General features: G+C 65.0%; 20 protein-coding genes. 5 read left to right on the plus strand and 15 right to left on the minus strand.

Annotated features, from left to right (window positions below; translation table 11 throughout):
• Positions 1 to 51: 51 nt before the first annotated feature.
• The gene (thiS, locus tag AMB_RS13590) at positions 52 to 1,026 is read right to left on the minus strand and encodes a sulfur carrier protein ThiS (protein ID WP_011385082.1); all 975 of its coding nucleotides are present in this window, start codon (positions 1,024 to 1,026) and stop codon (positions 52 to 54) included.
• A gap of 226 nt (positions 1,027 to 1,252) precedes the next feature.
• Between thiS and AMB_RS13595 the strand changes: the two genes are divergently transcribed.
• Positions 1,253 to 2,452: a hypothetical protein gene (locus AMB_RS13595; protein ID WP_011385083.1), complete on the plus strand. Its 1,200-nt coding sequence runs from the start codon at positions 1,253 to 1,255 to the stop codon at positions 2,450 to 2,452.
• A gap of 37 nt (positions 2,453 to 2,489) precedes the next feature.
• Here AMB_RS13595 and AMB_RS13600 read toward each other — a convergent pair whose 3' ends face one another.
• Entirely contained in the window at positions 2,490 to 3,797 is a 1,308-nt protein-coding gene (locus tag AMB_RS13600; RefSeq protein WP_011385084.1) for a sensor histidine kinase, read from the minus strand.
• A complete protein-coding gene (locus AMB_RS13605) occupies positions 3,798 to 4,610 on the minus strand; it encodes a substrate-binding domain-containing protein (protein ID WP_011385085.1) in 813 nt (270 codons plus the stop codon). It abuts the gene before it with no gap.
• A gap of 209 nt (positions 4,611 to 4,819) precedes the next feature.
• Between AMB_RS13605 and AMB_RS13610 the strand changes: the two genes are divergently transcribed.
• Genes AMB_RS13610 through accC form a run of 3 tightly spaced genes read left to right on the plus strand, consistent with a single transcriptional unit; the run spans position 4,820 to position 7,027 of the window.
• Positions 4,820 to 5,230, plus strand: coding sequence for a type II 3-dehydroquinate dehydratase (locus tag AMB_RS13610; protein WP_011385086.1), 411 nt, complete (start codon positions 4,820 to 4,822; stop codon positions 5,228 to 5,230).
• The gene (locus tag AMB_RS13615; RefSeq protein ID WP_011385087.1) at positions 5,230 to 5,679 is read left to right on the plus strand and encodes an acetyl-CoA carboxylase biotin carboxyl carrier protein; all 450 of its coding nucleotides are present in this window, start codon (positions 5,230 to 5,232) and stop codon (positions 5,677 to 5,679) included. Before AMB_RS13610 ends, AMB_RS13615 begins: the two co-directional genes overlap by 1 nt.
• Before the next feature lie 4 nt (positions 5,680 to 5,683).
• Positions 5,684 to 7,027 carry an acetyl-CoA carboxylase biotin carboxylase subunit gene (accC, locus tag AMB_RS13620; RefSeq protein WP_043746657.1) on the plus strand — a complete coding sequence of 448 codons (1,344 nt, stop codon included), beginning with the start codon at positions 5,684 to 5,686 and terminating at the stop codon, positions 7,025 to 7,027.
• Positions 7,028 to 7,074: 47 nt separating this feature from the next.
• Here accC and AMB_RS13625 read toward each other — a convergent pair whose 3' ends face one another.
• The 12 genes from AMB_RS13625 to AMB_RS25265 form a co-directional block, all read right to left on the minus strand.
• Positions 7,075 to 8,082, minus strand: coding sequence for a tyrosine-type recombinase/integrase (locus AMB_RS13625; protein ID WP_011385089.1), 1,008 nt, complete (start codon positions 8,080 to 8,082; stop codon positions 7,075 to 7,077).
• A complete protein-coding gene (locus AMB_RS13630; protein ID WP_011385090.1) occupies positions 8,079 to 8,318 on the minus strand; it encodes a hypothetical protein in 240 nt (79 codons plus the stop codon). The genes AMB_RS13625 and AMB_RS13630 overlap by 4 nt, the downstream gene beginning before the upstream one ends.
• Before the next feature lie 381 nt (positions 8,319 to 8,699).
• Entirely contained in the window at positions 8,700 to 8,954 is a 255-nt protein-coding gene (locus AMB_RS13640; protein ID WP_011385092.1) for a hypothetical protein, read from the minus strand.
• Positions 8,951 to 9,166: a hypothetical protein gene (locus tag AMB_RS13645; RefSeq protein ID WP_011385093.1), complete on the minus strand. Its 216-nt coding sequence runs from the start codon at positions 9,164 to 9,166 to the stop codon at positions 8,951 to 8,953. The genes AMB_RS13640 and AMB_RS13645 overlap by 4 nt, the downstream gene beginning before the upstream one ends.
• Entirely contained in the window at positions 9,163 to 9,399 is a 237-nt protein-coding gene (locus AMB_RS13650; protein WP_011385094.1) for a helix-turn-helix domain-containing protein, read from the minus strand. The genes AMB_RS13645 and AMB_RS13650 overlap by 4 nt, the downstream gene beginning before the upstream one ends.
• Positions 9,399 to 9,806 carry a cell wall hydrolase gene (locus AMB_RS23450; protein ID WP_011385095.1) on the minus strand — a complete coding sequence of 136 codons (408 nt, stop codon included), beginning with the start codon at positions 9,804 to 9,806 and terminating at the stop codon, positions 9,399 to 9,401. The genes AMB_RS13650 and AMB_RS23450 overlap by 1 nt, the downstream gene beginning before the upstream one ends.
• The gene (locus tag AMB_RS13660) at positions 9,803 to 10,255 is read right to left on the minus strand and encodes a hypothetical protein (RefSeq protein WP_043744549.1); all 453 of its coding nucleotides are present in this window, start codon (positions 10,253 to 10,255) and stop codon (positions 9,803 to 9,805) included. Before AMB_RS13660 ends, AMB_RS23450 begins: the two co-directional genes overlap by 4 nt.
• Positions 10,256 to 10,345: 90 nt before the next feature.
• Positions 10,346 to 10,468: a hypothetical protein gene (locus AMB_RS26805; RefSeq protein WP_011385097.1), complete on the minus strand. Its 123-nt coding sequence runs from the start codon at positions 10,466 to 10,468 to the stop codon at positions 10,346 to 10,348.
• Positions 10,469 to 10,471: 3 nt separating this feature from the next.
• Complete coding sequence (locus tag AMB_RS13665; RefSeq protein ID WP_011384343.1) at positions 10,472 to 10,747, minus strand: DUF6378 domain-containing protein; 276 nt, start codon at positions 10,745 to 10,747, stop codon at positions 10,472 to 10,474.
• An 87-nt stretch (positions 10,748 to 10,834) separates the two neighbouring features.
• Positions 10,835 to 11,140 carry an ssDNA-binding protein gene (locus tag AMB_RS13670; RefSeq protein ID WP_011385098.1) on the minus strand — a complete coding sequence of 102 codons (306 nt, stop codon included), beginning with the start codon at positions 11,138 to 11,140 and terminating at the stop codon, positions 10,835 to 10,837.
• A gap of 20 nt (positions 11,141 to 11,160) precedes the next feature.
• Positions 11,161 to 12,351 (minus strand): DUF2800 domain-containing protein, encoded by a 1,191-nt coding sequence (locus AMB_RS13675; protein ID WP_011385099.1) that lies wholly within the window; start codon positions 12,349 to 12,351, stop codon positions 11,161 to 11,163.
• On the minus strand, positions 12,351 to 12,668 hold the full coding sequence (locus AMB_RS25265) for a hypothetical protein (protein ID WP_148207409.1): 318 nt from the start codon (positions 12,666 to 12,668) through the stop codon (positions 12,351 to 12,353). Before AMB_RS25265 ends, AMB_RS13675 begins: the two co-directional genes overlap by 1 nt.
• On the opposite strand from AMB_RS25265, the gene AMB_RS13685 reads away from it, so the two are divergent.
• Positions 12,646 to 13,968: a DNA polymerase gene (locus AMB_RS13685; RefSeq protein WP_193770097.1), complete on the plus strand. Its 1,323-nt coding sequence runs from the start codon at positions 12,646 to 12,648 to the stop codon at positions 13,966 to 13,968. The genes AMB_RS25265 and AMB_RS13685 overlap by 23 nt on opposite strands.
• Positions 13,969 to 14,011: the final 43 nt, after the last annotated feature.

Genomic DNA, 14,011 nt, shown 5'->3' on the forward strand with positions numbered 1-14,011 from the left:
TAAACCATCACGTTGTCGAGGAAGGCATCCATATTCATGGCAACAATCTCCTCAGATCAGGCCGGAGGTGGGCGAGGACGGGTCGGCATAGCTCTTCTTCGGCATGCGCCCGGCCAGATAGGACAGCCGCCCGGCCTCGATGGCCAGCTTCATGGCGCGGGCCATGCGGATGGGATCCTTGGCATGGGCGATGGCGGTGTTCATCAGCACGCCGTCACAGCCCAGTTCCATGGCCAGGGCCGCGTCCGAGGCGGTGCCCACGCCGGCGTCAACCAGCACCGGAACCTTCACGGTATCCTTAATGATGCGGATGGTGGTGGGGTTGAGAATGCCCAGGCCCGAGCCGATCAGCGAGCCCAGGGGCATGATGGCGACGCAGCCCATGTCTTCCAGCATCTTGGCCTGGATGGGATCGTCGGAACAGTAGACCATGACCTCGAAGCCGTCCTTGATCAGCGCCTCGGCGGCCTTCAGGGTCTCGGGCATATTGGGGTAAAGGGTGGTCTGGTCGCCCAGCACTTCCAACTTGACCAGGTTCCAGCCGCCCGCCTCGCGCGCCAGACGCAGGGTGCGCACCGAATCGTCGGCGGTGTAGCAGCCGGCCGTGTTGGGCAGGAAAGTGTATTTCTTGGGGCTGACGTAATCCACCAGCATGGGCTTGGAGGGGTCCGAGAGGTTGACCCGGCGCACCGCCACGGTGACGATCTCGGCGCCCGACGCCTCGATGGCCAGGGCGGTTTCCTCGAAATCCTTGTACTTGCCGGTGCCCACCAGCAGGCGGGAATTGAAGGTCTTGCCGGCCACGGTGAAGGAATCGGCCTGGTCCGAGCCGCCACCGATAAAGGCGACGATTTCCAGCTTGTCGCCGTCATTCACCGCCACCTGGGCGTATGAGGATTTGGGAACGATCTCCAGATTGCGCTCCACCGCCACCTTGCGGGAATCCACGCCCAATTCGCCCAACAGGGCCTCGACGGTCATGGAGGCGGAGAAGTTCCGCTCCTCGCCATTGATCACCAGCTTCATGAATGATGTCCCTGCTGCCTGAGGGGTCTTCCAAGCCCCCTCCCAATTCAAGCCTGAAACATGGCACCGAGCCGGCCGCGAGGCAATCCCCCGGCGAGAGAGCCGCTATTTTCCCGCCTGGAATTGCACACACCTTTTAGTGCGCAGATGCGAATAAACATCTTTCATTCATTGTTCGCACTAGCAATTGCCGCTTTAATACGGGAATTGAAAGAAGGGGGCAGGAATGGAGACCACGGAGACGAAACGCATCGGCCATGTGGCCGGCTCGATGGCTTGGCTGTGTCTGCTTTACGGTGCGCTGCTCTACGTGACGGTCGGCGCCCTTGGGGTCAGTGAACTGACCCGGCGCATCGGCTCGGATTCGGCCAACATCATCCACATGATCGAGGTTGCCCGCGACATCCGCACCGAGGAATCCGCCAATCTGCACCGCGACGAGGCCCAATTGAGGGTCAGGGAGGAATTGCTGGACCACGCCATCGGCAGTTTCCGCGATTTCGGAGTAGCCCAGGGGCTGGCGCTTCAGGATCTGCAGCCGATCATCGACCGGCAGGATCTGGCGCCCAGGCTGTCCACCATTCTCAACAAGCCGGTGGACATGGAGACCGAGAAGCAATGGGCGACGGTGGTGATGGGCGCCATGATGCAACTGCAGCTCGACATCCGCCAGTTGCGCAAGGCCATCGACGACCGGCACGCGGTGCTGCGATCGAGCTGGTCGGCCCATGCCCAGGTGCAAGCGGAAGCAAAGCGCTTCGACATCGACCCCGTCATGGTCGATCGGGCGGCGGGAACGGCCACCACGTTGCAACAGCTCGGCTATGCCGCCCTGTTCGCGCTGCCCACCGAAATCCTCACCCTGCTGCTGGCCCTGTCCATGGGGGCGCTGGGCAGCACGCTCCACATCACCAAGACCCTGCTCACCCCGGGCGAGGGGCAATGCCTGTCCTACTATTTCATTCGCCCGTTTCAGGGCATGGTCACTTCCCTAGTGGTCTTCGTGCTGCTGAAAGCGGGACAGCTGACCATCTCGGCGGGGGATGCCGACAACCTCAACATCTTCTTCGTGTCCTTCGCCGGCATCGCCTCGGGCCTGCTGGCCGAGGAGGCCTACCGCATGATCCGCAAGGCCGGCGCCGGCATCATCAAGACCGACGACGCCGAGGCGCGCTGGGCCTTCAAGCTGAAGGCGGCCATGGACTCCGCCTCGACCACCCCCGAGAGGCTGGCGGCGGGCATCGGCTCAGCCCTGGCCGAGGTGGAATCCTGGATCAGCGAGGCGCAGCCGGTCCCGCCGCTTCAGCAACGCCTGATCGCCGCCTGGCTTCACGTTCCGGAGCGGGAATTGTTCACCTCCCAGCCGCCGGAAGACGAGTCGCCTCCCTCCACCGAAGCGGCACCCGCCCCCTCCATGCCTTCGTAGACCCGACGCCGGCGCAACAAGGCCCCAGCGGCTTGATCTAGATTCGAATGGGGGGATGCCGGGGCAAGGTGAAGCACAGGACGACGCCGTCCCCGGCTCCATCCTCGACCCACAGGGCGCCCCCCAGCAGAAAGGCCATCAGGCGGGCGGCGGCAAGGCCGGGACGCATCTCGCCCCCGTCGCCATGGACCAGAAGCTGGAACATGCGGTCCCGGTCACGCTCGGCCAGGGGCAGGCCGTCGTCGGCCAGACGAATCTCCCAGTCGCCGCTCAGGGCAAAAGCCTGGATATGGACCTTTGGCGTGCAGCCGGGTCGGCCGTGCCGGGCCATGTGAGCCAGCAGATCAGCCACCAGGTCGGCCAGCATTTCGGCATCGGCGGTCAAAATGGGCAGGTCGCCCCACTCCACCACCACCGCCGAGTCCAGGCGCCGCACCGCCACCTTGACCGCATCCTCCAGCGCCACGGGCGTGGGCGACATGCTGCGCTCGCGCAGGCCAAGATAGGCGGACAAGGCCTTCAACTGCGTCTGCATGCGGATCACGCCGGACTTGAGAAAGTCCACATAGCCCCCGGCCTCGTCCCCCTTGCCCCCGGCCTCGTGCCAGCGCACCAGCAACTGGGAATAGGACAGGACGGTCCGCAGCGGCTCGCGCAGGTGGTGAGTCGTCAACTGGGCCACGTGGGTGATGTCCTGGGTGGCCATGGTCAGGTGGACCGACTGGGCCGCCAGCAATTGCCGGGTCTCCTCCAGTTCCCGAATGCGCCGCCCCAGGCTGTCCGTGGTGTCCTCGATGACGGAAAGCGACTGGTCCAGGGCCTTGCGGCCCACCATGCGGACCAGCAGCAGCAGCAGCGCCATGGACCCCAGCCCCAGCGAGCCGGACAGCAGGGCCGGCCGCAGGGCCTCGTCCAGGGGCACGGTCATTACCACCCGCCCCACCGGCCGCCGGCCATCGGTGACCACGTCCTCGATCTCGAGGTTGAAGCGCCCGACCACTCCCTGCACCGGAAACTCGTTGACCTCGCCCATGGCATTGATGAACGCCAGGCGCGACGGGGGGTTGGTCCCGCCACGCATGACCCCGGCCACCACCGAGGGCAGGCGTACCCCCTCGAACTCCCAGATATCCAGGTTGGCGGCCACGAAGGACGAGATGCGGTCGGCCACCAGGCCGAGCCTGATTTCCGCTTCCAGCCGGGCCTCGTTGTGGCGCTGCCAGACCTCGGCGGCGGGAATGACGAACAGCCACAGGAACGCCACCCCGGCAAGTCCCAGCGTGAACATCCGCCGGACCCGGGCAACCGACTGGACGACCGCCTTCCCCGCCTGGATGCTCTGCATCTAGGGAGATCCCCCCGGCAGGCAGCCATTGGCGCGCAGCAGCGTTGCGGCGGCGGGCGAGCGGGCAAAATCCACGAACGCCCGCGCCTCGGCCGAGGCCTTGGGCGCCAGGCCGAGGACCAGGGGCAGGGCATGGGGATAACGGCCGCTTTCCAGGGTGTCGACCCCCGGCATCACCCCGTCGAGAGGCACGGCCACCAGCTTGCGCTTCTCGGCCACAAGCGGCGCAAAGGCACCGAACGCCACCAGAGAGCGGCTGATCTCCACGGCCTCCATGGCATCCTGGTCGGTCAGGGCCAGATTAGCGCCCCTGGCGTCGCGGGCGGCGCTCACCGCTGGGGCGAGATCGGGATAGATCTCAATAAGGTGCACGAAACCGGCATCGCTGGCGGGACGCAGCAAGGCCCGCACCTCACCCTTGGGGAAGGCCGGCAGGGAATTGCCGAACAGGGCCGCCAGGTCGCTCCGGCCGAGCGTCACGTCCTGGCGGGCGGCATTGGTGAAGAAGACCAGCGGCGTGCGGCAGACCAGGTGCGAAACGCCGCCTTCCACTTCGCCCGGCTTCAACGGCCGGGCCAGAATGCCCACATCCACCTTGCCCGACTGCAACCCCCGGACCGCGCCAGCGGTGCCAACGCTTTCGGGAATCCAGACGCTGATCCCCGGATGGTCCTGCTGGTACCGCTCGGCCAGCAGGCGGACCAGCGCCAGCCCCATGCCAGTGCCGGCGGCGCGGATCGGCTCGGCGTGGGCCGGCACGGCCAGCAGGCCGATGGCCAGACCGAACAGCAGCACTCCCCTGTACAGGCCCATGGTGCTTATCCCAAATGAATGCGCGCCCCCCCTTCCCTTTTGCCAAACCCCCTAGTACTAACGCAAGGGATCAACGCCCACCCTGGACGAACGATTGGGGTGGGTCGCTTCTGTACCTTGCGCGGGCGGCGACCCGTGCTATAAACCCTGCCATGGTGAAGAACAGGCCCTATCCCATAATCAGCATACTCAACGGTCCCAACCTCAATATGTTGGGCACCCGGCAGCCGGAGCTGTATGGGACGGAGACCCTTGCCGACATCGAAGCCGCCTGCCGGACCCATGCGGACTCGCTGGGCCTGACGGTGGAGTTCTCGCAGACCAACATGGAAGGCGAGCTGGTCACCAGCATTCAGAAATGCCGCGGCCGCGCCGTCGGCATCATCATCAATGCCGGGGCCTATACCCACACTTCGGTGGCGATTCTCGACGCCCTGCTGGCGGCCGAGGTTCCGGCCATCGAGGTTCACCTGTCCAACATTCACCAGCGGGATTCGTTCCGCCATCACTCTTACGTGGCCAAGGCGGCCAAGGGGATGATCTGCGGGCTGGGAAGCCACGGATACATCCTGGCGCTCGACGCGCTGGCCCGCCTGATCAAGGGAAATGCAGAGGCATAATGGGCAACAAGACTCCCATCGACAGCGAACTGGTGCGCACCCTGGCCGCACTGCTGGATGAAACCAATCTCACCGAGATCGAATACGGCGTCGGCGAGATGCGCATCCGCGTCGCCCGCCAGGCGGCGCCGGTGGCCGTGCACCACGCCGCCCCGGCGGCCGTGGGCCACGCCTCGGCCATGCCGGCCCAGACGGCGGCTTCCGATGCCGATCATCCCGGCGCGGTGACCTCGCCCATGGTGGGCGTCGCCTATCTGGCGCCCGAGCCCGGCTCGGCCAAGTTCGTCAATCCCGGCGACATGGTCGCCGAGGGCCAGACCATCATGCTGATCGAGGCCATGAAGACCTTCAATCCGATCCGGGCACCGCGCGGCGGCAAGCTGACCCGCATCTTCGTGACCGACGGCCAGCCGGTGGAATTCGGCGAGCCCTTGCTGATCATCGAATAGCATGATGTTCGAGAAGGTCCTCATCGCCAACCGGGGCGAGATCGCGCTGAGAATCCATCGCGCCTGCCGCGAGATGGGTATCCGCACCGTGGCGGTGCACTCCACCGCCGACAACGACGCCATGCATGTGCGCCTGGCCGACGAGGCGGTCTGCATCGGACCGCCCTCCGCCCGCGATTCCTACCTGAACAAGGCGGCGATTCTGTCGGCGGCCTCCATCACCGGAGCGGATGCCATCCACCCGGGCTATGGCTTCCTGTCCGAGAACGCCGACTTCGCCCAGATGGTCGAGGAGCACGGCTTCGTGTTCATCGGCCCGACACCCGACCACATCCGCATGATGGGCGACAAGATCACCGCCAAGCAGGCGGTCAAGGACGCCGGCATTCCGGTGGTCCCCGGTTCGGACGGTTCCGTCGATACCGAGGAAACCGCCCTGGAAGTGGCGGCCTCCATCGGCTACCCGGTGCTGATCAAGGCCACGGCCGGCGGCGGCGGCAAGGGCATGAAGGTGGCCCGCAACGCCGAGGAACTGGTCGAGTCGTGGAAGCTGGCCCGCAACGAGGCCAAGGCCGCTTTCGGCAATGCCGACGTCTACATGGAAAAGTACCTCGGCAAGCCCCGGCATATCGAGATGCAGATCCTGGCTGACAATTACGGCGCCGTGGTGCATCTGGGCGAGCGCGACTGCTCGCTCCAGCGCAAGCATCAGAAGGTGCTGGAGGAAGCCCCGTCGCCGGCGCTCAATGCCGACCAGCGCGCCCGCATCGGCAAGATCGCCTGCGACGCCATCGCCAAGCTGGGCTATCGCAACGCCGGCACCATCGAGTTCCTCTACGAGAACGGCGAGTTCTACTTCATCGAGATGAACACCCGCCTGCAGGTGGAGCATCCCATCACCGAGGCCATCACCGGCATCGATCTGGTGCGCGAGCAGATCCGCATCGCCGCGGGCGCGCCCCTGGGCTACACCCAGGCGGATGTGCGCTTCGCCGGCCATGCCCTGGAGTGCCGCGTCAATGCCGAGGATCCGGTGACCTTCACCCCCTGCCCCGGCCGCATCGAGGGCTATCACGCCCCCGGTGGCCTCGGTGTGCGGGTCGATTCCGGCCTCTATGCCGGCTATCGCATCCCGCCCCATTACGATTCGATGATCGCCAAGCTGATCGTGTTCGGCAACACCCGCAACGAGGCGTTGATGCGTCTGAAGCGGGCGCTGGGCGAGTATGTGATCGAGGGCGTCAAGACCACGCTGCCCCTGCACAACCGCCTTGTCCAGGACGCCGACTTCGTCAACGGCGATTACGATATCCACTGGCTGGAAAAATTTGTCGCTCAACATTCGTAGCGATTTCAATATGTTAGCCGGGAGTTAGCACTTTTAGCGGCTCCCGGTTAGCACTTCCCCTTCCCGCTTCGTTCCAGCTTGACCACCGCGGCCTTCGCCAACCGCTTCTGATCGGCCCCTCGGGTGTAATGCTCGACCATCTGGTCAGACTGCCCGGTGACGGCCGCGATCTGCTTAGTCGAGCACCCGACATCCGCCAGTGCCACCGCTGCCGTTTTGCGCAGCCCGTGGAACACCAGGCCGTCAAGTCCGAGGCGCGTAATCTCGGCCCCGAAAGCCTGGGCGAGCGGATTGGCCTTGATCCAGGGCGTGCCGCGGCTGTTGACCAATACGGTCACCGCCTGCCTTGGCGCCCGAGCGAGGACGCCCGCCAGGTGCTTGGACACCGGAAGCCATAATTCCTTGCCGGTCTTTTCCTGCGCCACATGGACCACGCCGTCGCTGATGTCGTCCCAGCGCAACCGGATTAGATCGCCCTGGCGCTGGCCAGTGGCGAGGCCGAGCTCGAAAGCGAGCACCAAGTGCGGCTGCCCCTCGGCGCGAAACTTGGCCAGGGCCGCCGGTGCCCACGGCTTGTGGGCGCCAATCTTCAATTTCTTGACGTTTACGCCCTTGAGATCGGCGGGGTTGGTCTTCATCAGCCCGCGGCCAATGCCCCAGCCAAACACCACACGGAGCGTCCGCACCAGGGTATTGGCCTTTCCGGGCTTGTCGGCGAAGAAATCTCGCATCTTGAGAACGTGCTTGACCTCGATGTCGGCCACCCGGAATTTGCCAAACCGGGTCCGCAGAATGTCGAGATCGTATCGGTAGGCGTCCTTGGTTTTCTGTTTCAAATTCTGGCGGTATTCGCCGCTGGCGAGATACGCCTCGACCATGGCGTCGAAGGTGCCGGGAACGGCTGGCGTCTTGCCGACATCGGCGAAGCTGGCATTGAGCCGGGCATATTCGGTGGCAAATTCTATCGACCCCGGCAGCCCAGGCAAGCGCCCCCAATACCGGCCATTGCGTCGGTAATAGAAGTGTCCCGGCTTGGTTTCGGTCACATACTTCATCTCGAACCGCATCGTTCCAGATGCTCCATGAGCGGGTCGCGTTCCGCCCATGGTGCGCTTTTCTCAAGGCGACCTTCAAGCGCCCAATCAATCTGGACGCGGGACCACCGTTGCGGCCGGGACTTGATCAACGGCTCGGGCATCTCATGCCGAGCAACGGCGCGGCGGAATTGCCGATCCGTCAGCCCGACATAGGCCGCCGCTTCGATCAAGGTCATGGTGGCCGCGGTGGGCATGTTATTGCTCGATCTCCTTCTTGCAGTCGGGGCATTGTTTCCCCGACAGCGACCCATCATCAACATCGCCGTCACCATGGCAGGTGGGGCAGGAGTCTCGGAGCATCTCGGCGCGGATGGCGGCGGAGCAAGCTTGGGTGCCATCACCCCAGCTAAAGCACCCACAATCACAATGGTCCCTTCGGTCGCCATAATCTGTGACGGCAGCAATCTCCGCAGCACGCTCCATGCCAGCGGCGTAGGCGGCGCGGAGGGCGGGGCGCAGACATACATTCTGCCCAGCGAAGAATAGTTCGACCATGTGCCCCCCGATGTGGGCGGCCAATTCCCTTTGCGTGAGCCCGGCCTCGAGACGGAGCTCGCGCAGATACCCGGCGGCGTTCATTTACGCCCCCGGTGCCGACGGGAATCGGCGTAGATAACCGTGACGATGCGGTGGGCCTCGGGCATGTAGATCACTTGCAGCACCCGGCCAGTGCTGGGCGATCGGCACAAGTGGGCCTCCGACCCATCGGGCCGACGCTCGAGCAGCACGCTATCGCCTCGGCCGACTGCGTCGGTCATCGCCGACATTTCCAACGGGCTGATGTCGAGGCCATACCGCTCGAGGGCTCGTTCAATGGCGTGCCAGGTCATGGCAACGCCCCCTGGCTCGCATATACCGTTTGCCAGCCGTCGGCCTCGGTTTCGATCTCGCGGTAGCTCGGACAGGCAAACATGGCGTTGTCGCCCAGATTCACCATATACCGCTGGTCGGGATGCGTGGCCTCGGGACGGTTGCGGAAATGCCGGGCGCACTTGGGCGCCAGATGGCAGTCGAGCGACGGCGTGATGCAGATCGAAGTCATTGGCGCACCCTCACAAGCTTGATTTCATACCCGAGGGCATTGACCACGGCCTCGACGGTGGCGAAGTTCGGCGAGGACCGCTTGCGCCATTTGGTAATCGTGTTCTCACTGATGCCAGCCCGTTCGGTCAGATCGCCGTGGCCGATGCGCTGGTCGTTCATCTGCTCGAAGACCCAGCGGACGATCCAGCTAACGCCGGATTTCGGGACCGTGATTTCATGGAAACGGCGCATTAGCTCGCCCTCCAAAACTCCATGCCGCCAGCCCGGCCGACATATGTCATCCGAGCAGCCCACGCTGGGGCGACCGTCGTGTCGTGGAAGTGGGTGGCGGGAATGGCTCGAACAGCGCCGGATTGGACGAGAAGCGCCACCTCGGCCGATTGCCTCCAAGCAGCGACATCGTGGTGTCGACGGTCCACCCGGCGGCGATACGCAAACTGCCCGCGAGCAGAAACAACGACGCAAGGCCGGCCACGGTTAACAACCACAGAAGCGACAGCAATTTGTGCGGCCAGCGGCTCGCCGCGGCTTTCGTGATAGACAGCATCGGCGATGCACTCCGTTTGACGCAGATCAATGGCGGTGGGTTGGGCGAGGCGCAAAGCCCCCGCCAGGGCGACGACGGTCGGGTCGATCATTCGGCGGCCCTCCGGTGTGCGGCGGCACCGTAAAAGCCTTCGGGCCGGGCGGCGCCGATCTGGCTGGCGCGGAGACGACAAGCGGCTGCGGAGCGATTGAGGGCCGTGGCGATGTCGTCGACTTGCACGCCCGCGGTCCACAGATCGCGCAACGTGTCGTCGTCGAAGGCCGACCAAAGCCGGGACATGGCATCGTCGGCGCGGCTCTCCCAGCCCGATCGGGCCGCCGGGCGACGCAAGCCGAGATAATGGGCGCGCAGCTTGACCGCGGCCTGTGACCGGGCGAGCAGCCGGGCGATTTCGGGCAACGACAGACCGGCCGCATATGCTTCTCGGATGGTGTTTTCCTCGGCGCTCGTCCACGGCGGGGCGGCGTGGAAGCACCCACCCAGGTCGTTGTAAAGCTGGATCGCCCGTTTAAGCTGGGCGTGGGCGTCGGCGATATTCATCGCAGCACCGCCACGACACCGGCGCCAAGCGACCCGGCCATAGCGCCCAAGATCGCGCCAAACACCACGATGGCAATCCATCGGGCCATGTCACACACCCCACTGGCGCAGAAACCGCCAGGCAAGGGCCTGTTGGCTATTGGTGGCCGGGACGCGAATATTGACGATGTCGAGGGCGTGGCGACGCCAACGGTCAATGATATGCTGAGGCATGGTTCAGACCTCCTCGTCGGGGGCGGCCAGGGCGCCGCCGATGGCGCCGTAGCCGAGGACATCGCGGCGGCTGTCGGCATGCAACGGGTCGAAGCTCAACCGATTGATCTTGAGCAGCATCAACAGATCGGCGGCCTGGGGCGGGCTGATCTTGGTGCCGAGATAGGCCGACCACAGGGCCGCCAGGCGGTCGAAGCTGTCGCGGAAATCGCCATACTCGAGATGCCGAGCGGTAATGACGAGTTGGGCGTCGCGGAGCAGATCGAGAGGCGAGCTCATATCACGGCCTCCAACAGCGTTTCGGCCAGGGCGCGGAGGGGCGCCGAATAGGAGTCGGGGTCGTTGGTGATGCCGTCGAGGTCACGCTCACAAGAGCGGATGGCGTCGAGCAGCTTTGTCGACCTGGGTCGCGCCGTCCTTGAGCGGCGACTTGAACTTGGGATGCTTGAGCTTGTCGCCGGCGGTGCTGCCCCACATCTTGGTGGCGGCCTCGACGATGGCGGCCTTGACGCCCGTCAGATCGGAGCCAGCCGGGGCGATGGCGGTCAGGCCCCAGGTCTTTTCGGTGACGCCCTTGTCGTTGGTGCGGACCTCGGGCTCGACGCCGCGAAAGAAGGCGGCGCGAACGAGGGGCGTCTTGGCGGTGGCGGAATAGGTGTACTTGTCAGCCATGATGGCGGTTTCCTTTTGGGCTATTCGAGCGAAGTGAAGTCGGCGGCAGCGCCGCCAGCGACGGCCTGGCGCTTATCGCCAGCCGGGGCCAAGGTCGTTCCCGAGCTTTCGGCGACGACCAAGTGCTTGACCACGTCCTTGTTCTTGCCGAGCAGCTTGTCGGCAGCGGCGGGCGTGATGATCTTGCGGGTGTAGATGTCGAGGATGGGCAGCCCAGCCGTGAGCAGGGCGTCGGACGCCAAGTCATCGTCGGCCCACTTGCGCTGGGCACGCTTCGGAACGAGCTTCCATCCGGGGATTTCGACGCCCTGCTCGAGCGAGGCATGGGCGTGCTCGCGCACACTCTTGAGCCAACCCTCGATGATCTCGGCGGCGTTGAGCACCTGGCCGATCCTGGCCGGGGCCATGGACGAGGGCGCCGGGGGCACGGTGATCGTGGTGTCGGTGAATTGGGCCTCGGCGGTGGCCAGGGCCATGCGTTCCATTTCGGGGCACACCGGCTTGGCACGGCAGAACCGGCAATGCTCGCCGGCCACTAAGGGGGCGTCGGGCTCGAGCGTGCGATTGATCACGTCGAACAGATCGACCGACCATTCAAAGAGCTCGAAGGCCGAAATCACCTCGAAGCGGATGGGGCCGTCTTCGTGGTAGGCCCGCGGCTGCACAATGGCGATTTGCACCTCGGAGACGACGTGTCCGAGCTTGTCGAGCTCGACGCAGGCGCCCAGCGCATAGCCGCGGAGCTGTCCATTGCCGTGGACTTCGACGACGAGTTGGCCGTGCTTGTAATCGGTGACCAACAGCGACTGGGTGCTCGGACGATACCGGGCAAAGTCCAACCGGCTGCGCAGCGGCACCGGCGGGTTGAGGGGTGCCAGGTCGACGGGCAGTTCGACGAAAACGATGTCGCCGTCTTCGATCTGCGAGCGGCAGAAATCGAGGTAAACCTGTACGGCCGCGGCCATGTCCTCGTCGACGATTGACCCGCCGACCTTGCGGTCAATGAGCTCGATCGCGTCGATACCCTGGCGCAAGCCGATCTCGCCGCATTCGTGCGCGTCGGTGCCCTCCTCCGCATACGGGCTGGGCCTCTCCGGCGGGGCCTTGCGGCACTCGCGGATTGACCCAGGGCACGCGGCATAGCGGCTATACGACGAGAAACCGTGCTCGACGTGTCCCGACTTGTCGATCGGAACCAAGGGGGCGTTCATTACGCCACCTCGGCCATGACGGCGGCATACTGGTCGGGCTTGATGTCCGACAGACGCGAGGCGTTAAACTTGGTCAGCAGCGCCTTGACGGCCAGCGGCCCCTTGACCTTGGCGAACGCCTGCAACGCGGCGACCACCGCCGGGCCGTCAATGGCGGCGGGGGCTTCGGCCACCGGCTCGGGCTGGGCCTCGACGGGCGCCTCGGCCGCGATGTCCTTATCGGGCAGCGGGGCAAAGTCGGCATCGGCCACCGGCTCGGGGGCGGGCTCGGCCGCCTTCCTGGCGCGGGTCTTCTTGGCCGGGGCGTCCAAGGTCACCAAGGCCACCAAGGCGGCCGACCTGACGACGTGGCTTCGTGACCAGGGCGTCGAAACCGAGGGCGTGGCCAAAGCCGCCGTGCGCCAAATGCTGGCCGGTGACATCGAGGGCGCCGCCCGCCAGGCCGTCGAAATCCGGGCCGAGGCCGCCAAGGCCAGCACTGCCAAATTGACGGCGATGGTCAAGTGCGCCTGTGATGACGGCCGCGCACGTGGTCTGCACCTCGTCTATGGCGCCGGCACCGGGCGTTGGGCGGGCCGGTTGATACAATTGCAAAACCTACCAAGAGGTGTAATTAAGAAAGCCGACCTAGCCATTCCGTTGATCATTGACGGCGACATCGACCTCGTCTCGATGCTGTTCGGGCCGCCCTTGGATGTCATTTCGTCCAATCTGCGCGGGTGTCTGATACCGGCCGAGGGCTGCGATTTCATACAGTCCGATTTCAGCAACATCGAGGGGCGCATCACCGCTTGGCTGGCGAACGAGGAATGGAAAATCCAAGCCTTCCGCGACTTCGATGCCGGTACCGGCCGCGATCTGTACCTGATCGGCGCAGAGAAGATTTTGACCCTGCTCAAAGTGCTCTATGCACACCCTTTAAACGAAAATAGTCCAGAGCGAACACCCTATGGTAAGGTTCCCGAGCTCGCCCTCGGATTCGGCGGTGGCGTCGGGGCGTTCCAATCCATGGCCGCCATCTACGGCATGAAAGTCACCGACGAGGAGGCCGACCAGATCAAGGTCGCCTGGCGCGAGGCGCACCCTCGGGTCGTCGCCCTCTGGCGCAACATGGAAGACGCCGCCTTTAACGCCATCTCCAACCCGGGCCGGGTGGTCAGCACCGCGGGCGGGCGGATTAAGTACGTCGTCAAGGGCGGGTTCCTGTGGATGGTGTTGCCGTCGGGCCGCCCGCTGGCATACGCCCACCCGCGCATCGAGAAGCGGCGCCCGGCCTGGAACATTGGCCAGGACGAGATCAAGCTCAAAGACACCATCACTTTCATGGCGGTCAACAGCATCACCCGGAAATGGGAACGCTGCACGACATACGGCGGCTCGCTCGCTGAAAACGCCATCCAGGCCATTGCCCGCGATCTGTTGGCCAATGCCCTGCTCAAGCTCGAGGCGGCCGGGTATCCGGTCGTCATCCATGTTCACGACGAGGCGCTGGCCGAGGTCCGCAAGGGCGTCGGCAGCGTCGACGAGTTCAAATCAATCATGTGCGACACGCCCGCTTGGGCCGCCGGGCTCCCGGTGGCTGCGGCTGGCTGGCGCGGTTCGAGGTATCGGAAATGAGCAGCAACCCATCTCGTTCGACAGCATCCGCGATCGCTTCCTG

This window comes from Paramagnetospirillum magneticum AMB-1 (genome assembly GCF_000009985.1).
Lineage (GTDB): Bacteria > Pseudomonadota > Alphaproteobacteria > Rhodospirillales > Magnetospirillaceae > Phaeospirillum > Phaeospirillum magneticum.